Raw genomic sequence first — 21,383 nt, forward strand, 5'->3', positions numbered from 1 at the left:
TTAGTAGGAGTGAAGGGGTATAGGACAAGTTTAATTTGAATGGCTATCGGCACAGCTTGGGCCTCTTTTTTGACAGGATTACAGGATTTAACAGGATTTTCGGCCAATAAAAATCCTGTTAAATCCTGTAATCCTGTCAAAAAATATTTGTCTCACGACCAATAGAACTTTTATCGAATTCGGTCGGAGCCACGTACCAGCTTTTCATCCCGACGGATAAATCGGTTGGCTAATGCGTTAAAAACGAGGGCCGCAATAATGGCATAAAAGCCAACTAGAAACGTACCCTGATCGGCAGGATTACCGTATGCTTTACCTGCATAAAGTGTTCGATAAAGTATAATACCCATAATAGCGGTGAGCATTAACGCATTCACCGCACACAAAGCTGTTTGTGTCAGTCGGTTACGATATTGAAAGATCGCGTAGAGCGATACTAAACCTACTAGAGCGATTAGCAGAGCTAAATACCAGATGGTATCAGCATAGGTCGTAACTCCTTCCTGGTGTGTGTATTGAAGCGCTGTTAGATGGGCCATCTCCGGCGACGTCAATCCAGCTTTTTCCCAAATTGGATTAGAGAGCGCAATGCCCATTGCGACGGCAATAAGAAACAAAAATACTGTCTGAATGCGTTGAATCATTGTTTGTAATGGATAATGAATAATGTGCAATGGATAATGCCCTCTGAAATCCGTACATTATTCATTGTACATTATTCATTATCCATTACCCAGAGTGCAAAAATAGCCCAAAAACTGATAGTTTATGAAAGCATACGTTCGTCTGATAGTAACTGCCGACGGTTCGCATACGGCCATTAATCAGGCGCTTGATAAAACCTATCATTCGATTCATGGGGCCTTTCAGGAATCGCAACGGGTGTATATTGAACTGGGTTTACTGGACGCATTCGAAAAATTTCCAGATGAGGAGTTACACGTGTTCGAAATGGGTTTCGGAAGAAAGCTGAACGCCTTAATAACGACAGATGAAATGCCCCAAAGCACTAGCATAAAGCGATTTATACAACGATTAAAATCTAGCAAATAATCAATATAGAGGCAATATTAACCTAGTTTATTTAGTTGCATTATCAGTAGTGGCTTAATTGCGTTTATCAGTGAAGAAAAACTGATTGATAAACAGGAAGATTATCGTTTCATGGACCGCAATCGATTTGGAAAAGAAGATTGTTGGGTGAGTTAATCGTTTTAACCGCGTTCGAAGAGTGAGATGCTTACGCTCAAGACTCTGTAAAGAAGCTTTACGGATTAAACGTAATCGTTGATCTAGGCAATTAAAGTAGGTCCACCAAGAGACCGATATGCACCGGATTACCTCGATTTAGCCAGTTCCAACAGACGTAGCAAATGGCAGCAAAACGTTTGGTGAGTTAGGTTTGAACAAACGTTCGGCCGCAGTGAAAGCATCGGTAGCGTTGGATACCCGTACGAGTTGTACTATAGCGTTTGGCTTATTGTATTTTGCCACAATGCTTACAGACAACCGCTTCTAGTATCTTTAACAAATGATACTCAACTTAACGCAGGTGATCCACTACTGTATTATCAATAAATTAACCTCTTTATAGAGATTATATTTTGCTGTAGTTTAAACTTAAAGTTGCATACTCTAAGTTTAAAATTACCGCATACTAAGATAAAAGTTGTTTTACAAGTTAGCAATAGTTTACTTAGACATTAATGATTTTTCAGAATATTTTTTAATTCTCGCCAAAAAGGTTTGTAGTTTTCCATCATCCTAGAGAGTTGGTAATTTGAATAAATTTTTATTATCAGATTGACAGCAACATTTTTCAATCCCCCAACTACATTTCCGGTTACAGGGTCACCTAAGCTTTTACTAAGATCAATCACTAGATTAGGAATAGAACCCAATATACCATATTTATCTTTTTCTTTTATAATATATTTTTTATATTCTAATATCTTTTTTTCATCTGTAGGCGCTATAATATTTTTATATTCAAACATACTAATTTCTTCAAGCATCTTAAAAATTTCAGATTTAAATCCTTTCCAAACATCAAGGTCTCGAAATCGCATAACATTACCAATGTCTCCTTTCAAAAACTTATCTAAATAATTTGCTCCTAATTCTTCAACAAATAGTGAGGAAATGAAATTAGGAGAATAAAGTTCTCGTAAAATATTATTTTTATCTTTAATTGCATAATTATATTCAATCCTGTTATTATATATGACTTTTCTATCACCTAGATCTAATCCACTACTATTTATATAAATAGAATTAGTTTCACGCCATATATCTTCTTTATCGCTAATGCTAAGCTCATTACTTTTCTTTACTTCTTCTATGAATTTCTCATGTAAAAAAGGAATATCTCCATATACTGACTTCTTTTTTATCTCAGATAAAATACTACCTACTTTTTCATTTATATCTATTTTGCCAGAAATGTAATCTTCAAATTTATCTATATTATTCTGCGACTCTACTTTACTATTAATCTTAACAGAATCAAGGTTTTTAATAGTATCTATAAAGTTAGTATTAATATATGGAGACCATTTATTGTTTTTAATGCGTTCAACAACCCTTTCAGTATCACTATAATTATCAAGGCTTGGCAAAGAAGATGACAATATAATATTATTATTAGATAAATATCTAAAATCATTATTAGTCAAATATGATTTTACGAAATCATAATGATCTCTCCCTATTTCATAAAAAGTAAGAAAATGTGACCTAGGTATATAGATTATATCAAAGAATAAAGTTAAAAGGCGCATATCATATTCAAGCCTTTTATTATCATATATAGAGTTTTTTTTATTATCAAATGGCAAAAAAGTAGAATACCAGAGTCCACTATAGTAAACTACATTTTTGTCAAAGCTATTCATTTTTATATTCTCATTTAATAAAAAGTAAGCATTACGTCTTTTAAAAGGCACTCAAATGTTTCTATATCTTAAAAATGGTGACTTTTTTTATTCTCTTCTTGACATAAAAGTACTTATTTTATTCTCATTGTTTTCTAATTATGGACTATAAAATGTAAAGCATACATACTTATTGTTACATTTTTTAAAAATATAACAATAAGTATGTTAAATTTATCTTTATATATATGAAAAATAGCCTTCTTCGCGGTATGACATAAATATAGGCTTTATATAAATAAATTTTTACATACAAATAGTACACTTATTATTAAAAATTATATATAGCAAAATCTGCGTGCAGCCACATTGACTGCCGAAAGAGCACCCCGGTCCGCCCCACAAACGGAATATTCTGAGAGCGGTAAAAATGGTCTGAACTGCACCAGCAGTAAAAAACTTTGCGTTCGCTGCGTATTCCTTTGTGCTCTTTGCAGTTAAAAACCAGGATTTCGCTAATTTTATAAACCGCCGAACGTTATTAGTTAAAATAACATCACTTGTATGAACCGTCTGCTTCTCTTTTTTGCTGCCTTCGTTCTGCTGACGATCAGCGCTTTCCGAACAACGCTGCCTGCCGAGCGGCCCGCAACCCCAACTAAACTCACCGACGAACGTAAGCATATCAATTGGCTCACGATTGAGCAAGCTTACGCGTTGACGCAAAAGAAACCTAAGAAATTCGTAGTCGATGTATATACCGATTGGTGCGGCTGGTGTAAAGTGATGGATCGCGAAACGTTCTCGAAACCCGCTATTGTGGATTACGTCAACGAAAACTATTATCCCGTCCGGTTTAATGCTGAACAAACCGCAGATGTAACCCTGGGCAAACAGACATTCAAATACATAAGCGGAGGTAGCCGGGGTGTGCATGAGTTGGCAGCTGCTCTATTGAAAAATCAGATGAGTTATCCGACTACTGTATTTCTTGACGAAAAATTCAATCTGATCCAGCCAATTGCCGGGTATTTAGAGCCTCGTACATTTCATCAGATCATTACATATTTCGGTAAAAATTATCACCAGAAAGAACCATTCGACCAGTTTAAGATCGGTACATATAAAGAATTTCAGTCGGCTTTGACGGCTAGCAAATAATAGGAACGAATAACTAAGAGAAAAATAGGGACGTGTATGGATGGGCCAGGTTGGTACCCCATACACGTCCCTATTTTTCGTTAAATTTGTGATCTTTCATCAACCCCAACTGTCAACAACATGACAAAACGTGTGGCTTTTCTTTTTTCGGTAGCCTTGGTTATTGGTTTTATGGCGGCTGGCCCTCGCAAATTCATTGACCCCCAAAACATGGATTTATCCGTAAAACCGGGCGATAATTTCTACCAGTACGCTAATGGAAACTGGCTCCGGCAGAACGCTGTTCCGGCCTCTAAAACCTCATGGGGAAGTTTCAATGAGCTGCGGGAAAAGAGTCTCGATGCCATGAAGGCATTACTCGAAGAAGCCTCAACGTCAACAACAAAAGGCCGCTTGTATCAGATGGTTGGCGATTACTATGTCAGTGGCATGGATAGCACAACCATCGAAAAACGAGGTTTCGACCCCATTAAACCCGACCTCGCCCGCATCGATAAAGTCAATAATAAAGCTGAGTTTCTTAATGAACTCGCCTATCAGCGGACGCAGGGCAATGGCATGTTGTTTGGTTTTTTCATAGGACCTGACCGCAAAAACGTTACGAAATACCTGCCGCAGTTCAGTCAGGGCGGTACTACCCTCCCGGATCGAGATTACTATCTGAAAAATGACGCCCGTAGTCAGAAAATTCGTGATGCCTACCGGGACAATCTGAGTAAGATGTTTGCGCTAATCGGCGAAGAGCCCACCCAGTCATCGCAGGACGCTGACGTAATCATTCGGGTCGAAACCGCCTTAGCAAAAGCCCAGATGCCTCGGGTCGACCTTCGCGACCCTTACAAAACCTACAACAAATTCGCGATTGCTAATTTTAGCCAGCAAACGCCGGGCATCAATTGGGCCGATCAATTGGTAAAATATGGGGCCAAAGGCCAGGACACAGTTCTGGTACAGAGCCCAACTTTCTTCCGCTCGCTAGATAGTCTGGTACAGGTAACACCTATCGAAGACTGGCGAACGTATATGCGGTGGAATATCCTGAAAGGTGCGGCTCCGTACTTAAGTGATGCGTTTGTTAAACAAAATTTTTCCTTCTCAAAAGTATTGACAGGCCAGAAAGAAGAAACACCCCGCTGGCAGCGTGTGAGCAGTTTAATTGATGGTTCTCTGAGCGATTTATTGGGGCAGCTCTACGTACAGAAATACTTTAAGCCAGAAGCCAAGCAACGCATGCTTATGCTGGTCGATAATCTGGAAGCTTCGTACAAGGAGCACATCAAAAATCTCGACTGGATGAGCGACGGAACGAAGAAAAAAGCACTTGCCAAGCTAATGGCCTTCAAACGCAAGATCGGTTATCCTGATAAATGGAAGAGTTATGAGGGTGTAGTTATCGCTCGAAACGATTACTACGGCAATGTGAAGTCGGCCAGTAAATGGGCGTACAATCACATGATTAACCGCTTAGGCAAGCCGGTTGATCGTACCGAATGGGGCATGACACCACCAACCGTAAATGCACAATACAGCTCCGTAAATAACGACATTTCATTTCCAGCGGCCATTCTCCAATTTCCTTTTTTTGATTTCGATGCCGATGACGCCGTGAATTATGGCGGAATCGGAGCCGTAATTGGCCATGAAATGACACATGGGTTTGATGACTCTGGTCGCCAGTTTGATGCAGATGGTACACTACGTGACTGGTGGACCAAAGATGACGCGGTGAAATTTAAAGAACGGGCGGATAAGGTAAGAGATCAGTTTTTTGGATTCAAAGTGCTGGATTCGATCAAAGTCAATGGTCAGTTAACGCTCGGCGAGAATCTGGCTGATCTTGGTGGTTTAGCTATCGCCTATGATGCCTTCAAAAAAACGCCCCAGGGTAAATCGAGTGGCAAGAAAAGTTTGATTGATGGATTCACGCCCGATCAGCGATTCTTCTTATCGTGGGCACAAGTCTGGCGTAGCAACCAGCTTCCCGAATCAACAGCGCAACGGATTCTAACCGATCCACACGCACCAGATATTTACCGGGTTAATGGTCCATTGTCCAATATTACTGCCTGGTATCAGGCTTTTAATATCCAACCCGGCGACAAACTCTACAAAAAACCAGAAGATCGAATAAAGGTCTGGTAGTAAAACCATAAGCCCTGCCTAATCATGAAAACAGTCTGTTTTTTACTCGTTTTAACAACTATAACCCTCTCCTGCCAAATCAAACCGAAACAGGAAACGGCCACAACGTCAACAACGGCTACGGCATCAGAAGATAGTGCATCAGCATTGGCGAAACGCCCTGGACCCGACACACCCCGATCCGCGGCAGATCGCTTAATCAGAGCACTTTACTTTGAGCACAATGCAAAGGAAAATCCATTTCGGGAGAAGAAAGACAGGACATTAGTTGACCAATTCTTTGCAAAACCAGTTGCTGATCTGATCTGGAACGACGCCCTAAAACCATCCGGCAAAGTGAACCGAACTACGCTAAATTTACTCTTCAATGCGCCAGATGCTGCGATAAAAAAGACCTGGGTTTTGCCGGCCGTTATAGGTGGTACACGAGCCATAGTGTATGTTACCTTTGAGAACAAAACCAAGCCTGAAGAGCTCAAAATCGACATGCAGCAGCTAGCCGGGCGTTGGCGTATAACTGAAATGTATTACCCCGACGGTAAGCGATTAACCACCTTGTTTCAGCAATGATCGTAAGCTTCTAAAAATTATTTTTAGAGCTTCTGTTGACAACACCACAAAAACGTGTAATTTTGCAACTCCAAAACCGGAAGCGGGGTTGGAATTGTTCTTTAAAAGTGTTTTTCGGGGAGTTTCCAGAGTGGCCAAATGGATCAGACTGTAAATCTGCTGGCGTACGCCTTCGGAGGTTCGAATCCTCCACTCCCCACCATTTAGTGAATAGTTAATTAGTAATCCGTTGTACTAGTTACTGCTCTACTGTTAACTAACCACTAAGTAAGCGGAAGTAGCTCAATTGGTAGAGCGATAGCCTTCCAAGCTATAGGTTGCGGGTTCGAGACCCGTCTTCCGCTCAATTGGTAGAGTGCTGGTCTTACAAGCTATAGATTGCGGCCGGGGTGGCGTTCCACTTCGAGACCCGTCTTCCGCTCTGTTAATGACTAATGTAGGATGAACAGTGTATTTTTTTATAAAGCATTATTCATCATACATTAACCAGTTTACCTTTATTAAGTAAGCCGTTATAGCTCAGCGGTAGAGCACTTCCTTGGTAAGGAAGAGGTCCGGGGTTCAAGTCCCCGTAACGGCTCAGGGCTTCTTCAGGAAGTCTTTTTGACAGGGCCGCTTAGGCGGTTTAAGCCCAAATGACGTCAGCCCTCAACCGGGATGATTTCGCTGGGTTTAATTAATTTTCAGCGAATTCATTCAATAACAAAAACAGTTCACAATAGCGTTTTAAAAACATGGCAAAAGAGAATTTTGACCGCTCGAAACCGCACGTTAACATCGGTACGATTGGTCACGTTGACCACGGTAAAACGACGCTGACGGCTGCCATTACGAAAGTGCTGGCCGGAAAGGGTCTAGCCGCAATTCGGGACTTCTCCTCAATTGACAACGCTCCGGAAGAAAAAGAGCGTGGTATCACCATCAATACATCGCACGTTGAATATGCAACGGCGAACCGTCACTACGCCCACGTTGACTGCCCAGGCCACGCTGACTATGTGAAAAACATGGTGACTGGTGCTGCACAAATGGATGGCGCTATCCTCGTGGTAGCTGCAACCGACGGACCAATGCCACAGACTCGTGAGCACATCCTGCTTGCCCGTCAGGTAGGCGTACCTCAATTGGTTGTCTTCATGAACAAAGTGGACATGGTAGACGATCCTGAGTTGCTTGAACTCGTTGAGATGGAAATCCGCGAGCTGTTAAGCTTCTATAACTTCGACGGCGATAACATCCCAGTTATTCAAGGTTCGGCTCTGGGTGGCTTGAACGGCGATGCTAAATGGGTTGCTACCATCGAAGAATTAATGCAAAACGTAGATGACTTTATTCCACTGCCTCCACGTCAGACGGATCTTCCGTTCCTGATGCCAGTAGAGGACGTATTCTCGATCACAGGTCGTGGTACAGTGGCAACCGGTCGTATCGAACGGGGTGTTATCAATTCGGGTGAACCAGTTGAAATTCTGGGTATGGGTGCTGAAAACCTGAAATCAGTTGTAACGGGTGTTGAAATGTTCCGGAAAATTCTGGACCGTGGAGAAGCTGGTGACAACGTAGGTCTTCTGCTCCGTGGTATTGAAAAAACCGATATCCGTCGTGGTATGGTTATTTGTAAGCCAGGTTCAGTTAAACCACACGCGAAGTTCAAAGCTGAGGTTTATGTACTGTCGAAAGAAGAAGGTGGCCGTCATACTCCATTCTTCAACAAGTACCGTCCACAGTTTTATTTCCGCACCACTGACGTAACGGGTGAAATCATGTTACCTGCTAACGTTGAGATGGTAATGCCAGGTGATAACATCACGATTGATGTAACACTGATCAACAAAATTGCTATGGAAAAAGGCCTTCGTTTCGCTATTCGCGAAGGTGGTCGTACCGTAGGAGCTGGTCAGGTAACTGAAATTATTGATTTATAGTTAAATACCTAAAAACAAGTGCATTTCTTAGCGGAGATGCACTTGTTTTTTTGATATTAATTCGTACTTTTGCAGTCCGTTTACGAAAGGGCATTCATTGCTATTAGTCGTCAAAACTTGTCATTTATTGTATCCACGACAAATGACTATAAATGACAGCAAAGGGAATGTCACCGTAGGCAAACGACAGGAATATATTCTACGGGTGTAGTTCAAGGGTAGAATAGCGGTCTCCAAAACCGTTGATGGGAGTTCGAATCTCTCCACCCGTGCAAATCCCTTACATCGAATGGACAAGTTTATTTCGTTTCTGAAAGCCTCTTGGGAGGAAGTTCAGCATAACGTGACTTGGCCTAAATTCAGCGATCTGCAATCCAGTTCAACGCTGGTACTGGTAGCTTCGCTGATTTTTGCGCTATTGGTCGGGTTAATTGATTTAGTGTTCGAGAACGGACTGAACGCATTTTATCAGTCATTCTAATAATTAGTCATTCATAGCCATGTATGGTCATTAGTCGTCATTTATTGTGCAAACAGGACGTAACAACAAATGACAACGAATGCCTAGCAAATGACAACAAATGACAACTACTATGAGCGGCATACAATGGTACGTCATTCGGGCGGTGTCGGGTCAGGAGAAGAAAATCAAATCCTACCTCGACAATGAGATTATCCGGCAGAAGTTGGACGAAGTAATTCCGCAGGTATTGATTCCGGCGGAGAAGGTGTACGAAATGCGTAACGGCAAGAAACGCGTTCGGGAAAAATCATTTTTTCCTGGTTACATTCTTATTTCGGCTGATTTGGGTAATAACCGAGCACTCGACATGATTTTGAATATGCCGGGCGTGTTGGGTTTTCTAGGGAACGCGCAAGTTGGAACAACCTCGAAAGTACCCGTTCCACTACGTCAAGCTGAAGTGAATCGGATTTTAGGTAAAGTTGACGAAGAAGCGCAGGAAGTTGCTGCCCCAACCATAGGTTATCTGAAAGGTGAAAATGTAAAAGTTGTTGATGGTCCATTTGGTGGATTTATCGGCACTGTAGAAGAAGTATTCGACGACCGGAAAAAATTGAACGTCGTTGTTAAAATATTTGGCCGGAACACTCCGGTAGAACTCAGTTACGCACAAGTAGAAAAGGAAAGCTAGTCGCAAGATTAGTTCTCCGTGGCCTGGCATCCTATGCTTCCCTCAGAGGATGGCCAACCAAAACAAGTTGATTAACTGCTCAAGGCGTGCGGATTGGTTATGTGACTAACCGGTAGGAAACCAACAGCAGAAGATCGTAACTCAATTACCACAATGGCAAAAGAAGTAGGTGGCTACGTTAAGCTGCAAGTCAAAGGCGGGCAAGCCAACCCCTCACCTCCGATTGGTCCGGCGCTGGGTTCCAAGGGTTTAAATATCATGGAATTCTGCAAGCAATTCAACGGCCGGACACAGGATAAAATGGGTACGGTATTGCCAGTTTTGATTACGTATTATAAGGATAAGTCCTTTGATTTCGTCATCAAAACTCCGCCCGCACCGATTCTGCTGATGGAAGCAGCTAAGCTGAAAGGCGGCTCTGCTCAACCAAACCGCAAAAAAGTCGGCTCAGTGACATGGGATCAGGTTCGGACAATCGCGGAAACGAAGATGCCAGACCTGAACGCGTTCACGATTGAATCGGCTATGAAGCAGGTGGCCGGTACGGCCCGCAGCATGGGAATCACGGTGACGGGTACAGCGCCCTTCGAGAACTAAACAGACTTGCCGAAGCAAACACACAAATGGCTAAGTTAACGAAAAAACAAAAGGAAGCCCAGTCGAAGTACGATGCTGCCAAAGAATACTCGCTCCACCAGGCAGCTGAGATTCTGAAAGAGATTTCGTACACTAAATTCGATGCTTCCGTCGATATTGACGTTCGGTTAGGCGTTGATCCGCGTAAAGCCGACCAGATGGTTCGTGGCGTTGCTACGTTGCCACATGGTACGGGTAAAACGGTTCGCGTTCTGGTGCTCTGCACCCCGGACAAGGAGAACGAAGCGAAAGAAGCAGGTGCTGATTTCGTGGGTCTCGACGAATACATTCAGAAAATCGAACAAGGCTGGACGGACATCGACGTGATTATCACGATGCCGAACGTTATGGCTAAAGTTGGTCGTCTGGGTAAAGTCCTAGGGCCACGCGGTCTGATGCCAAATCCTAAATCGGGTACAGTAACACCTGACGTAGCGAAAGCAGTTCGCGAGGTGAAAGCCGGTAAAATTGACTTTAAAGTTGATAAACAGGGAGCTATTCACACCAGTATTGGTAAAGTATCGTTTACGCCAGAAAAACTGGCCGAAAACGCGCAGGAAATCATTTCAACACTGCTTCGCCTGAAGCCATCTTCGGCTAAAGGAACGTATGTGAAAACGATTAACCTGTCGAGCACGATGAGTCCGGGAGTAACGATTGATAAAGGCACAGTAGCCGGTATTTAAGCCATGAAGCGCGAGGACAAAGGAGCAATTATTGAGGAATTAGCTGGAAAGTTCCAGACTATTCCCTTCTTCTACATCACGGAAGCCAATGGCATGACGGTTGCTGAAACCAACAATCTCCGTCGGATGTGTTTTGACCGGGGCATCGAGTACAAAGTGGTGAAGAATTCGTTCATCAAAAAGGCACTCGAACCCCTCGATACGGATTTTACGCCGTTCAACGATACGGTGCTGCATGGTCAGTCGGCGGTGATGTTTCACCCCAGCAATGGCAAAGCACCAGCACAGCTTATTAAGGAGTTCCGTAAAACGAGCAAAAAGCTGGAATTGAAGGCTGCTTCAATTGATTATAGCCTATTTATTGGTGCTGACCAACTCGATACGCTCATCGCACTGAAGAGCAAAGAAGAGTTGATTGGCGAAATCATCGGTCTGCTGCAATCACCTGCCAAAAACGTCATCTCGGCGTTGCAAAGTGGTGGCAACAAATTGGCCGGTATCCTCAAAACGCTGTCGGAGCGCGAGGAAGCAGCTTAATTTTTCCGACACCAAGTTTTTCAATATTGTATCACAATCAAATTAAGAAAATACTACAATGGCAGATTTGAAAGCGTTCGCGGAGCAGCTTGTAAGCCTGACAGTTAAAGAAGTTAACGAGCTAGCTACTATCCTGAAGGATGAGTATGGCATCGAACCAGCTGCTGCTGCTCCCGTAATGGTAGCCGGTGGCGCAGGTGCAGGTGATGCTGCTCCAGTTGTTGCTGAGAAGACATCGTTCGACGTCATTCTGAAGTCGGCTGGTGCTGCTAAACTAGCTGTCGTAAAATTAGTTAAAGACCTGACTGGTCTTGGTCTGAAAGAAGCCAAAGAATTGGTTGATACAGCTCCAAAACCAGTAAAAGAAGGCGTTGCTAAAGACGAAGCAGAAGCACTGCGGAAACAACTTGAAGAAGCTGGTGCTGAAGTAGAAGTTAAGTAAGCAGATAGCTCTCTCGCATATCGCTCCAGGCAGGGGAGGCCAGACCAACGTCTGGTCTTTTCCTGTTTGGAGACTTTTTGTCTAAGCTCTTGCAAAAGACAAACTTATTTTTATTGCTATATGTTCTTTATTTACGCTCCTTGGGTTGGGTGACACCTGGAGTCTGAATACCGCTTAGTTCGAGTGCCGTGGCAAATCTTCGCAACGCACTCATTGAGAATCGGTTACGCACTAAACGAAGCACAATCTTGGCGACAAACGCGAAAATCAGTACGCGCAAAAATTTTGCGACGATTCAGCCAGTGATTGGATACCCAGACTTTCTGGACATCCAAGTAAAATCCTTCAAAGATTTTTTCCAGCTTGACACGCCCTCCAACCAACGGTCGGAAGAAGGCTTGTTCAAAGTTTTTCAGGAAAATTTCCCCATTTCTGACTCCCGTGAGAATTTCAAACTGGAGTTCATCGATTACTCTGTCGATCCGCCGAAATATTCGGTCGATGAGTCGATCGACCGGGGCCTGACCTATTCGGTGCCTCTAAAAGCCAAACTGCGTCTATCAAACAATGATCCCGACAACGAGGACTTTGAAACGATTGAGCAGGAGGTATTTTTGGGTAACATTCCGTATATGACCGAGAAAGGCTCGTTTGTCATTAACGGAGCAGAACGGGTCATTGTTTCCCAGTTGCACCGTTCGCCGGGCGTGTTCTTTTCAATGAGCAAGCACACGAATGGTACTAAACTTTATTCGGCACGGATTATTCCGTTCAAAGGCTCATGGATTGAGTTTTCGACGGACGTAAACAATGTCATGTATGCGTACATCGACCGGAAGAAGAAATTCCCGGTAACGACGCTGTTACGTGCCATTGGCTTCGGTTCGGATAAAGACATTCTGGACCTGTTCGGCCTGTCGGAAGAAGTTCCTGCAACGCCTGCTAACCTGAAGAAGGCCATTGGCCGTCGGTTAGCGGCTCGGGTACTGCGCACGTGGACGGAAGACTTTGTGGATGAGGATACGGGCGAAGTAGTTTCCATCAGCCGGAACGAGGTGCTCCTGGAGCGCGATTCGGCCATCTCGGCAGATGATATTGATGTAATTACGGAATCGGGTCAGAAATCGGTCATCCTGCATAAGGAAGACATGAACATGGCCGATTACAACATTATTTATAACACGCTGCAGAAAGATAGCTCTAACTCTGAAAAAGAGGCTGTAGAGCAAATCTATCGGCAGCTTCGGAACGCCGACGCGCCCGATGAACAAACAGCCCGCGAAATTATTCAGAGTCTGTTTTTCTCGGACAAACGCTACGACCTTGGCGACGTAGGCCGTTACCGGATCAACAAAAAATTAGGTCTCGACATTTCGTCAGAAATGAAGGTATTAACCACAGAAGATATTGTGTCTATTGTGAAGTACCTGATTGGTCTGATTAACTCGAAGGCCGTTGTCGATGATATTGACCATCTGAGTAACCGACGCGTTCGGACAGTAGGTGAGCAGTTATATGCGCAGTTTGGGGTCGGCCTGGCCCGTATGGCGCGGACAATTAAAGAACGGATGAACGTTCGGGACAACGAGGATTTCAAACCTGTTGACCTGATCAACGCCCGGACTTTATCGTCAGTTATCAACTCGTTCTTCGGTACGAACCAATTATCGCAGTTTATGGACCAAACGAACCCATTAGCCGAGGTGACGCACAAGCGTCGTATGTCGGCTCTTGGACCCGGTGGTCTGTCGCGTGAACGGGCTGGTTTTGAAGTTCGTGACGTTCACTATACTCACTACGGTCGTCTGTGTACGATTGAAACGCCTGAAGGTCCAAACATCGGTCTGATTTCATCATTGTGTGTCTATGCTAAAATCAATAGCATGGGCTTCATCGAAACCCCTTACCGTATTATCGAAAACGGGAAGGTATCGATGGATAAGCCAGTGATGTACCTGACGGCCGAAGAAGAAGATACCCACTACATCGCGCAGGCTAACGCAGGCGTCGATAAAAAAGGGAACTTCCAGGTTGATCGTCTGAAAGCCCGTTTTGAAGGTGACTTCCCAATGGCAGAACCAGCGAACGTTACCTTTATGGATATTGCCCCGAACCAGATTGTATCGGTGGCGGCTTCCATGATTCCGTTCCTTGAGCATGACGATGCTAACCGTGCCCTGATGGGCTCGAACATGCAACGTCAGGCAGTTCCACTGCTCCGTCCTGAAGCTCCAATTGTAGGTACAGGTCTGGAAGGACGTGTAGCTGTTGACTCACGGACGCTGGTAATTGCCGAGGCTGATGGCGTAATCGAGTTTGTTGATTCGACTAAAATTGTTGTTAAGTATAATCTTGACGATGATCAGCTAGCGACAACATTCGACGAAGACCGAAAAACGTACAAACTCATCAAATTCCGCCGGACTAACCAGGATACGTGCATCAACATTAAGCCAACCGTGCTGAAAGGCCAGAAGGTGAAAAAAGGCGATGTATTGTGCGAAGGGTATGCAACCCAGGCGGGTGAGTTGGCACTTGGCCGGAATATGAAAGTTGCTTTCATGCCCTGGCAGGGGTACAACTTTGAGGATGCTATCGTGATTTCGGAGCGGGTCGTTCGTGAAGATATCTTCACCTCGATTCACATTGAAGAGTTTGAACTGGAAGTTCGTGATACGAAACGGGGCGAAGAGGAATTAACCTCCGAAATTCCAAACGTATCGGAAGAAACAGTTCGTAACCTCGACGAAAACGGTATCGTTCGTGTGGGTACGGAAGTAAAAGAAGGTGACATTCTGATTGGTAAGATTACGCCGAAAGGTGAAAGTGATCCAACGCCAGAAGAAAAACTTCTCCGTGCTATCTTCGGGGATAAAGCCGGTGACGTGAAAGATGCGTCGAAGAAAGCACCACCGTCTCTGAAAGGTGTCGTTATCGATACCAAATTGTTTGCCCGTCCGGCCAAAGAAGATCGGGGTAAGCACAAAGACGAGGTGAAAGCCTTAATGAAGAAATACAGCCGTGAACTGAATGACTTCCGGGCGCGCATGATTGAAAAAATCGTGCCATTGCTCGATGGAAAAACCAGTGCGGGTGTTAAGCATAAGTTCGGCGATGAGATCGTTAGCAAAGGGGTGAAGTTCAACCGGAAGAATATTACGGATAACCTCTTCCCAGATAAAAACGCTTATCGCGACGAAAGCAGCTATGCTGTTCCGGAAGAGGCTAACCTCTTGTCGGATATGAATCTGAACGACTGGACAGAAGATCCTAAGTTGAACGAGATGGTTGTTGCTTTAGTGAAAAACTACAACAACCGCCGGAGTGAAATTACGGGACGGTTCAAACGCGAACGGTTCACGCTTGAAGTTGGTGACGAACTCCCAGCAGGTATTGTGAAACTGGCTAAAGTATATATCGCCAAGAAGCGTAAGCTGAAAGTGGGGGATAAAATGGCTGGTCGTCACGGTAACAAAGGGGTTGTTGCCCGGATCGTTCGTGATGAAGACATGCCGTTCCTCGAAGATGGAACGAAAGTGGACATCGTATTGAATCCGCTTGGCGTACCTTCCCGGATGAACATCGGTCAGATTTACGAAACTGTATTGGCCTGGGCTGGTCAGAAACTAGATCGCAAGTATGCAACACCGATTTTCGATGGAGCAACGGAGCAACAAGTAGCCGACGAGTTGGACGAAGCAGGTTTGCCATCGTTCGGCCGGACGTACCTTTACAATGGTCTGACGGGCGACCGTTTCGATCAGCCAGTAACGGTCGGTATCATTTACATGCTCAAACTTGGCCACTTAGTAGACGATAAAATGCACGCCCGTTCGATTGGACCCTACTCGCTCATTACGCAGCAGCCGCTGGGTGGTAAAGCGCAGTTTGGTGGTCAGCGGTTCGGTGAGATGGAAGTATGGGCATTGGAAGCCTTCGGTGCTTCGAACATCCTGCAGGAAATTCTGACCGTGAAATCCGATGACGTAGTCGGCCGTGCGAAGGCATATGAGGCTATCGTAAAAGGTGAGAACCTGCCGAAGCCAAATATTCCTGAGTCGTTCAACGTACTCGTTCACGAGTTACGTGGTCTTGCACTTGAAATTACATTAGAGTAAGGAGAAGGGAGGAAGGGGAGAAAGGAGGAAGGGGTCAAAAAACTCACTTTCCCTTCCTCCCTCTCCTCCCTCCTCCCTTTTCTCCTTAAATTAAACCTCCAACCAATGTCGTTCAAAAAGAACAAGAAACTCAACAGCGACTTTGCCACTGTGACGATCAGTCTGGCATCGCCGGAGTCTATTTTGGAGAGTTCCTACGGCGAAGTAACACAGCCGGAGACGATCAATTACCGGACTTATAAACCCGAAATGGGCGGCTTGTTCTGCGAGCGCATTTTTGGGCCTGTTAAGGACTGGGAATGTCATTGCGGTAAATACAAGCGGATTCGCTATAAAGGCATTATCTGTGACCGTTGTGGCGTAGAAGTAACCGAGAAAAAGGTTCGCCGGGAGCGTATGGGCCACATCGAACTGGTGGTGCCTGTTGCGCATATCTGGTACTTCCGCAGTCTGCCTAACAAAATTGGGTATCTGCTGGGCCTTTCGACCAAAAAACTCGACCAGGTTATCTACTACGAACGCTACGTAGTTGTACAACCCGGTGTTAAAGCCGAAGACGGTATCAATCAACTCGACTTCCTGACGGAGGACGAGTATCTTGACATTATTGACAAACTGCCGAGCAGCAACCAACACCTCGACGATAAAGATCCAAACAAATTCATCGCCAAAATGGGCGCTGAAGCGTTGGAGATGTTATTGTCTCGGGTGGAGTTAGATGAGTTATCGTACTCATTACGCCACGCTGCTGCCACAGATACGTCGCAACAACGGAAAGCAGAAGCGCTGAAACGATTGAAAGTCGTTGAAGCATTCCGGGAAGCCAATGGCCGCATTGAAAACCGTCCCGAATGGATGGTGATCAAGATGGTTCCAGTTATTCCTCCCGAATTGCGCCCACTTGTCCCATTGGATGGTGGTCGTTTCGCTACGTCCGATTTGAATGACCTGTATCGTCGGGTTATCATCCGGAACAACCGTCTGAAACGTCTTATCGAAATCAAAGCTCCCGAAGTAATTCTCCGTAACGAAAAACGGATGTTGCAGGAAGCTGTCGATTCGCTGTTCGACAACTCACGTAAGGTAAACGCCGTTCGTTCGGAAGGTAACCGTGCGCTGAAGTCGTTGTCCGACATGCTGAAAGGTAAGCAAGGTCGTTTCCGGCAGAACCTGCTCGGTAAGCGTGTCGACTATTCAGGTCGTTCGGTTATCGTGGTTGGTCCTGAATTGAAACTGCACGAGTGTGGTTTGCCCAAAGACATGGCGGCTGAATTGTTCAAGCCGTTTGTTATTCGGAAACTGATTGAGCGCGGTATCGTGAAAACGGTGAAATCGGCGAAGAAAATCGTTGACCGGAAAGATCCTGTTATCTGGGATATTCTGGAAAACGTATTGAAAGGCCACCCTGTTCTGCTGAACCGGGCTCCAACGCTTCACCGCTTAGGTATTCAGGCATTCCAGCCGAAACTGATCGAAGGGAAAGCTATTCAGTTACACCCTCTCGTTTGTACCGCCTTCAATGCTGACTTTGACGGTGACCAGATGGCCGTTCACGTGCCACTGGGCCAGGAAGCTGTCCTTGAAGCGTCTCTGCTGATGCTGGCGTCGCACAATATCCTGAACCCTGCCAACGGTGCGCCAATTACGGTACCATCGCAGGACATGGTATTGGGTCTGTATTATGTGACCAAAGGTCGCAAGAGCATTCCTGAGTACCCTATTGCGGGTGAAGGCATGACGTTCTATGGTACGGAAGAAGTAATTATCGGTATCAACGAAGGTAAAGTTTCTAAACACGCCAATATTAAGTGCCGGGTGAAAGTTCGGGACGAAAATGGCGATCTGGTTTGGAAAGTAATCGACACAGTAGCTGGTCGCTTGCTATTCAATCAGGCTGTTCCTGAAGAAGTAGGTTATATCAATGAATTGTTGACGAAGAAAAAACTTCAGCAAATCATTGCGTTGATCTTCAAAATCTCGGGTGGTGCCCGGACAGCTCAGTTCCTTGACGAAATCAAAGAACTTGGGTTCCAGATGGCGTTCCGGGGTGGTCTGTCGATCGGTTTGAGCGACATCATGATTCCTGAAGCCAAACAAGGGCTTGTTGACGAAGCAAAAGCTGAAGTACAGTCGGTTTGGGATAACTACCTGATGGGTCTGATTACGGAGAACGAACGCTACAACCAGGTTATCGATATCTGGACGCGCGTAAACTCCCGTTTGACCGAGACGCTGATGAAGCAACTCGAAGCCGATCAGGGTGGTTTTAACTCAATTTATATGATGATGCACTCGGGAGCCCGTGGTTCTCGCGAGCAGATTCGTCAGTTGGGCGGTATGCGGGGTCTGATGGCTAAGCCACAGAAAAACCTGCAAGGCTCGGTTGGTGAGATCATCGAAAACCCGATTCTGTCGAACTTCAAAGAAGGTCTCGACGTATTGGAGTACTTCATCTCGACACACGGTGCCCGGAAAGGTCTGGCCGATACAGCTCTGAAAACAGCTGATGCTGGTTACCTGACCCGCCGTCTGCACGACGTAGCGCAGGATGTTATTATCAGTGAAGACGATTGCGGTACCTTACGTGGTCTGCAAGTATCGGCCCTGAAAGATAACGAAGACATCGTTGAGCCACTGTCCGAACGGATTTTGGGTCGTACCACGGTACATGATATCTATGATCCGCTTACGAAAGAGTTGATCGTTGCTTCGGGCGACATCGTAACCGAAGAAGTAGCTGCTCATATCGACGAAACCAGCATTGAAACGGTTGAAATCCGTTCAGTACTGACTTGTGAGTCGCGGCAGGGTGTTTGCGCTAAGTGCTATGGTCGTAACCTGGCATCAGGCCGCATGGTTGACATCGGTGAAGCTGTGGGTGTAATTGCCTCGCAGTCCATTGGTGAACCAGGTACCCAGTTAACGCTTCGTACCTTCCACGTGGGTGGTACAGCGTCGAACATTGCCGTTGATGCGTCGATCAAAGCGAAATTCGATGGATTGATCGAACTGGAAGAAATGCGGACGGTTCAGTCGGAAGACAGCGAAGGTAACCCACAAACGGTCGTAATGGGCCGCTCGGGTGAAGTTCGGATTGTCAATCCGGCAGATCGCAACGTAGTGCTGATCAGCAATAACGTTCCTTACGGTGCGTTCCTGCGGGTGAAAGATGGCGATATGGTGAAAAAAGGCGACGACATTTGCGCCTGGGATCCTTATAACGCCGTTATCCTGTCGGAATTAACCGGTACGTTGAGCTTCGACGCTATTGAAGACGGTATTACCTACCGTGAAGAGTTCGATGAACAGACCGGCTTCCAGGAGAAGGTAATCATCGAAACTCGTGATAAAGCGAAGAACCCTGCTATCATCGTTCAGGGCACAACGACATTGTCGCTACACTTGCCTGATAACGACGGTGGACCGCTCCAGAAGAGTTACAACTTACCTGTTGGCTCACGTCTGGTTGTGAAGGAAGGCCAGAAAATTAAGGCTGGTCAGCCACTGGCGAAAATTCCACGTAACGTTGGTAAAACGCGTGACATTACGGGTGGTCTGCCACGGGTAACGGAATTATTCGAAGCGCGTAACCCATCGAACCCAGCTGTAGTAAGCGAAATTGATGGTGTTGTTACGTACGGCACAATCAAACGTGGTAACCGTGAAATCTTCATCGAGTCGAAAGACGGCACGAAGAAGAAGTATCTGGTTCCCCTGTCGAAGTTCATCCTTGTACAAGACAATGACTTCGTTCGTGCTGGTGCGCCATTATCTGACGGTGCCATTACGCCAAGCGACATTCTGGCCATCAAAGGTCCAACTGCCGTTCAGGAGTATCTGGTAAATGAAATTCAGGAAGTTTACCGCCTGCAAGGGGTGAAAATCAACGATAAGCACATCGAAGCCATCGTGCGTCAGATGATGCAGAAAGTTGAAATCATCGACTCAGGCGATACCAACTTCCTCGAAGGACAGGTTGTTGATAAGTGGGCGTTCCGCGAAGAAAACGATAAAGTACTTGATGCCAAGGTTGTTATGGATGCTGGCGATTCGCCAAACTTCAAGCCTGGTATGATTGTAACGAGTCGTCAGTTGCGGGATGAGAACTCAAGCCTGAAACGCCGTGATATGGCTCTTGTGACCGTTCGCGATGCTATGGCTGCGGTTTCTCAACCAACGCTGATGGGTATCACTCAATCATCGCTGGGTACTGATAGCTTTATCTCTGCGGCTTCCTTCCAGGAAACAACGAAGGTATTGAGTGAAGCCTCTATCCGCGGTAAGCGTGACGTACTTGACGGTCTGAAAGAGAACGTTATCGTGGGTCACCTGATTCCAGCCGGTACGGGTCTTCGTCGCTACCAAAGTGCCATTGTTGGTTCGAAAGAGGAACTGGAAACAGTTACCGAATCGCGCGAACAGTTTGCCCGCAGCAAGAAACGGGCGACGGTTTAATCGTTGGCCTAGTCATACAATACAAACTAAAAATGCCCCGGTCAGAAATGACTGGGGCATTTTTAGTTTGTATGAATTATCTCTAATACGTAAACATTTCTACTAACGTAGCGCAAATTTGTTGGTTTGCAGCTTCGTCTAACCGCCCAAGATTTTTTACTAAACGCGATTTATCCACACTCCGCTCCTGATCTAGTGCTATCTGGCCAGCCCGACCATCGAACTGACAATCGACTCGTGTTGGATATGGCTTATGAGCACTGGTTAGTGGAGCAACAATAACCGTATTTAGATACTTGTTTACCGAATCCGGCGAAATAACTACACAGGGACGTGTTTTGGCAATTTCGCTACCCCGAGTTGGATCTAAAGACACCAACCAAACTTCGAAGCGACTAATTACCACTGCCATTCGGTTTGATCAAAATCATTCGATGCACCGTTAAACAAGTCTTTCTCAGGCTTATGACCAGCTTCAATCGCATTCTGAAACAGTTGACCCCAATTAGCACGAGGGTCTGACTTCGCAGGGCGAAGAACAATAGCACCATCTATTACCTCCAAGTCAACCTCATTTTCAATACCCGCCTGTTGAAGTAAAGGTCTTGGAAGAATAATGCCCTGAGAATTACCGATACGTCTGATATGTACTTGCATAGTTACCTTTACATGTTATAACAAAGG

Annotated in this window: 18 protein-coding genes, 4 tRNA genes and 1 pseudogene; 17 read left to right on the top strand and 6 right to left on the bottom strand. The window is 45.2% G+C overall.

Going from position 1 to position 21,383, the window contains the following annotated elements; genetic code table 11:
• Window positions 1–170 precede the first annotated feature (170 nt).
• Complete coding sequence (locus tag ACYVGO_RS21040) at window positions 171–644, bottom strand: DUF4293 domain-containing protein (RefSeq protein ID WP_142775437.1); 474 nt, start codon at window positions 642–644, stop codon at window positions 171–173.
• Between the two features lie 124 nt (window positions 645–768).
• On the opposite strand from ACYVGO_RS21040, the gene ACYVGO_RS21045 reads away from it, so the two are divergent.
• Window positions 769–1,053, top strand: a complete 285-nt coding sequence (locus ACYVGO_RS21045) for a hypothetical protein (RefSeq protein WP_460970958.1) — start codon at window positions 769–771, stop codon at window positions 1,051–1,053.
• A 54-nt stretch (window positions 1,054–1,107) separates the two neighbouring features.
• Here ACYVGO_RS21045 and ACYVGO_RS21050 read toward each other — a convergent pair whose 3' ends face one another.
• The 3 genes and pseudogenes from ACYVGO_RS21050 to ACYVGO_RS21060 form a co-directional block, all read right to left on the bottom strand.
• Window positions 1,108–1,347: an IS1 family transposase gene (locus ACYVGO_RS21050; RefSeq protein WP_460970994.1), complete on the bottom strand. Its 240-nt coding sequence runs from the start codon at window positions 1,345–1,347 to the stop codon at window positions 1,108–1,110.
• Window positions 1,348–1,396: 49 nt separating this feature from the next.
• Window positions 1,397–1,471, bottom strand: a pseudogene (locus tag ACYVGO_RS21055) (IS1/IS1595 family N-terminal zinc-binding domain-containing protein); the annotation flags it as partial.
• 232 nt (window positions 1,472–1,703) lie between these two features.
• Entirely contained in the window at window positions 1,704–2,894 is a 1,191-nt protein-coding gene (locus ACYVGO_RS21060; RefSeq protein ID WP_460970959.1) for a hypothetical protein, read from the bottom strand.
• Window positions 2,895–3,437: 543 nt separating this feature from the next.
• On the opposite strand from ACYVGO_RS21060, the gene ACYVGO_RS21065 reads away from it, so the two are divergent.
• From ACYVGO_RS21065 to rpoC, 16 genes are all read left to right on the top strand, one after another.
• On the top strand, window positions 3,438–4,034 hold the full coding sequence (locus ACYVGO_RS21065) for a thioredoxin family protein (protein ID WP_460970960.1): 597 nt from the start codon (window positions 3,438–3,440) through the stop codon (window positions 4,032–4,034).
• Between the two features lie 120 nt (window positions 4,035–4,154).
• The gene (locus ACYVGO_RS21070; protein ID WP_460970961.1) at window positions 4,155–6,176 is read left to right on the top strand and encodes a M13 family metallopeptidase; all 2,022 of its coding nucleotides are present in this window, start codon (window positions 4,155–4,157) and stop codon (window positions 6,174–6,176) included.
• A gap of 24 nt (window positions 6,177–6,200) precedes the next feature.
• On the top strand, window positions 6,201–6,746 hold the full coding sequence (locus ACYVGO_RS21075; protein WP_460970962.1) for a hypothetical protein: 546 nt from the start codon (window positions 6,201–6,203) through the stop codon (window positions 6,744–6,746).
• 116 nt (window positions 6,747–6,862) lie between these two features.
• Window positions 6,863–6,948: transfer RNA gene (locus ACYVGO_RS21080), tRNA-Tyr, on the top strand.
• A gap of 69 nt (window positions 6,949–7,017) precedes the next feature.
• A tRNA-Gly gene (locus tag ACYVGO_RS21085) sits at window positions 7,018–7,090 on the top strand.
• Between the two features lie 164 nt (window positions 7,091–7,254).
• Window positions 7,255–7,326 (top strand) — tRNA-Thr (locus ACYVGO_RS21090).
• A 154-nt stretch (window positions 7,327–7,480) separates the two neighbouring features.
• A complete protein-coding gene (tuf, locus tag ACYVGO_RS21095) occupies window positions 7,481–8,671 on the top strand; it encodes an elongation factor Tu (RefSeq protein WP_142775442.1) in 1,191 nt (396 codons plus the stop codon).
• A 201-nt stretch (window positions 8,672–8,872) separates the two neighbouring features.
• Window positions 8,873–8,943 (top strand) — tRNA-Trp (locus tag ACYVGO_RS21100).
• A gap of 17 nt (window positions 8,944–8,960) precedes the next feature.
• Window positions 8,961–9,152 carry a preprotein translocase subunit SecE gene (gene secE, locus ACYVGO_RS21105; RefSeq protein ID WP_012928967.1) on the top strand — a complete coding sequence of 64 codons (192 nt, stop codon included), beginning with the start codon at window positions 8,961–8,963 and terminating at the stop codon, window positions 9,150–9,152.
• A gap of 112 nt (window positions 9,153–9,264) precedes the next feature.
• Window positions 9,265–9,825 (top strand): transcription termination/antitermination protein NusG, encoded by a 561-nt coding sequence (gene nusG / locus ACYVGO_RS21110; protein ID WP_460970963.1) that lies wholly within the window; start codon window positions 9,265–9,267, stop codon window positions 9,823–9,825.
• Between the two features lie 153 nt (window positions 9,826–9,978).
• Window positions 9,979–10,422, top strand: a complete 444-nt coding sequence (rplK, locus tag ACYVGO_RS21115) for a 50S ribosomal protein L11 (RefSeq protein WP_111344336.1) — start codon at window positions 9,979–9,981, stop codon at window positions 10,420–10,422.
• 26 nt (window positions 10,423–10,448) lie between these two features.
• A complete protein-coding gene (rplA, locus tag ACYVGO_RS21120; protein WP_142775443.1) occupies window positions 10,449–11,147 on the top strand; it encodes a 50S ribosomal protein L1 in 699 nt (232 codons plus the stop codon).
• A 3-nt stretch (window positions 11,148–11,150) separates the two neighbouring features.
• Window positions 11,151–11,684 (top strand): 50S ribosomal protein L10, encoded by a 534-nt coding sequence (rplJ, locus tag ACYVGO_RS21125; RefSeq protein ID WP_142775444.1) that lies wholly within the window; start codon window positions 11,151–11,153, stop codon window positions 11,682–11,684.
• A gap of 58 nt (window positions 11,685–11,742) precedes the next feature.
• The gene (gene rplL / locus ACYVGO_RS21130; protein WP_460970964.1) at window positions 11,743–12,126 is read left to right on the top strand and encodes a 50S ribosomal protein L7/L12; all 384 of its coding nucleotides are present in this window, start codon (window positions 11,743–11,745) and stop codon (window positions 12,124–12,126) included.
• Between the two features lie 248 nt (window positions 12,127–12,374).
• Window positions 12,375–16,244: a DNA-directed RNA polymerase subunit beta gene (gene rpoB, locus ACYVGO_RS21135; RefSeq protein ID WP_142776874.1), complete on the top strand. Its 3,870-nt coding sequence runs from the start codon at window positions 12,375–12,377 to the stop codon at window positions 16,242–16,244.
• 105 nt (window positions 16,245–16,349) lie between these two features.
• Complete coding sequence (gene rpoC / locus ACYVGO_RS21140) at window positions 16,350–20,699, top strand: DNA-directed RNA polymerase subunit beta' (protein WP_142775446.1); 4,350 nt, start codon at window positions 16,350–16,352, stop codon at window positions 20,697–20,699.
• Between the two features lie 82 nt (window positions 20,700–20,781).
• Here the strand turns inward: rpoC and ACYVGO_RS21145 are convergent, their stop codons facing one another.
• Entirely contained in the window at window positions 20,782–21,111 is a 330-nt protein-coding gene (locus ACYVGO_RS21145) for a type II toxin-antitoxin system PemK/MazF family toxin (protein ID WP_460970966.1), read from the bottom strand.
• Window positions 21,099–21,356: an AbrB/MazE/SpoVT family DNA-binding domain-containing protein gene (locus ACYVGO_RS21150; protein WP_460970967.1), complete on the bottom strand. Its 258-nt coding sequence runs from the start codon at window positions 21,354–21,356 to the stop codon at window positions 21,099–21,101. Before ACYVGO_RS21150 ends, ACYVGO_RS21145 begins: the two co-directional genes overlap by 13 nt.
• Window positions 21,357–21,383: the final 27 nt, after the last annotated feature.

The organism is Spirosoma migulaei (genome assembly GCF_054776855.1).

Bases quoted from the DNA above. Each gene is read 5' to 3' on its own strand.
- ACYVGO_RS21065 (WP_460970960.1), top strand. From the start codon at position 3,438: ATGAACCGTCTGCTTCTCTTTTTTGCTGCCTTCGTTCTGCTGACGATC.
- ACYVGO_RS21060 (WP_460970959.1), bottom strand. From the start codon at position 2,894: ATGAATAGCTTTGACAAAAATGTAGTTTACTATAGTGGACTCTGGTAT.
- rplJ (WP_142775444.1), top strand. From the start codon at position 11,151: ATGAAGCGCGAGGACAAAGGAGCAATTATTGAGGAATTAGCTGGAAAG.
- ACYVGO_RS21150 (WP_460970967.1), bottom strand. From the start codon at position 21,356: ATGCAAGTACATATCAGACGTATCGGTAATTCTCAGGGCATTATTCTT.
- rplA (WP_142775443.1), top strand. From the start codon at position 10,449: ATGGCTAAGTTAACGAAAAAACAAAAGGAAGCCCAGTCGAAGTACGAT.
- tuf (WP_142775442.1), top strand. From the start codon at position 7,481: ATGGCAAAAGAGAATTTTGACCGCTCGAAACCGCACGTTAACATCGGT.
- nusG (WP_460970963.1), top strand. From the start codon at position 9,265: ATGAGCGGCATACAATGGTACGTCATTCGGGCGGTGTCGGGTCAGGAG.
- ACYVGO_RS21145 (WP_460970966.1), bottom strand. From the start codon at position 21,111: ATGGCAGTGGTAATTAGTCGCTTCGAAGTTTGGTTGGTGTCTTTAGAT.
- ACYVGO_RS21070 (WP_460970961.1), top strand. From the start codon at position 4,155: ATGACAAAACGTGTGGCTTTTCTTTTTTCGGTAGCCTTGGTTATTGGT.
- secE (WP_012928967.1), top strand. From the start codon at position 8,961: ATGGACAAGTTTATTTCGTTTCTGAAAGCCTCTTGGGAGGAAGTTCAG.
- ACYVGO_RS21075 (WP_460970962.1), top strand. From the start codon at position 6,201: ATGAAAACAGTCTGTTTTTTACTCGTTTTAACAACTATAACCCTCTCC.
- rpoC (WP_142775446.1), top strand. From the start codon at position 16,350: ATGTCGTTCAAAAAGAACAAGAAACTCAACAGCGACTTTGCCACTGTG.
- rplL (WP_460970964.1), top strand. From the start codon at position 11,743: ATGGCAGATTTGAAAGCGTTCGCGGAGCAGCTTGTAAGCCTGACAGTT.
- rplK (WP_111344336.1), top strand. From the start codon at position 9,979: ATGGCAAAAGAAGTAGGTGGCTACGTTAAGCTGCAAGTCAAAGGCGGG.
- ACYVGO_RS21040 (WP_142775437.1), bottom strand. From the start codon at position 644: ATGATTCAACGCATTCAGACAGTATTTTTGTTTCTTATTGCCGTCGCA.
- ACYVGO_RS21045 (WP_460970958.1), top strand. From the start codon at position 769: ATGAAAGCATACGTTCGTCTGATAGTAACTGCCGACGGTTCGCATACG.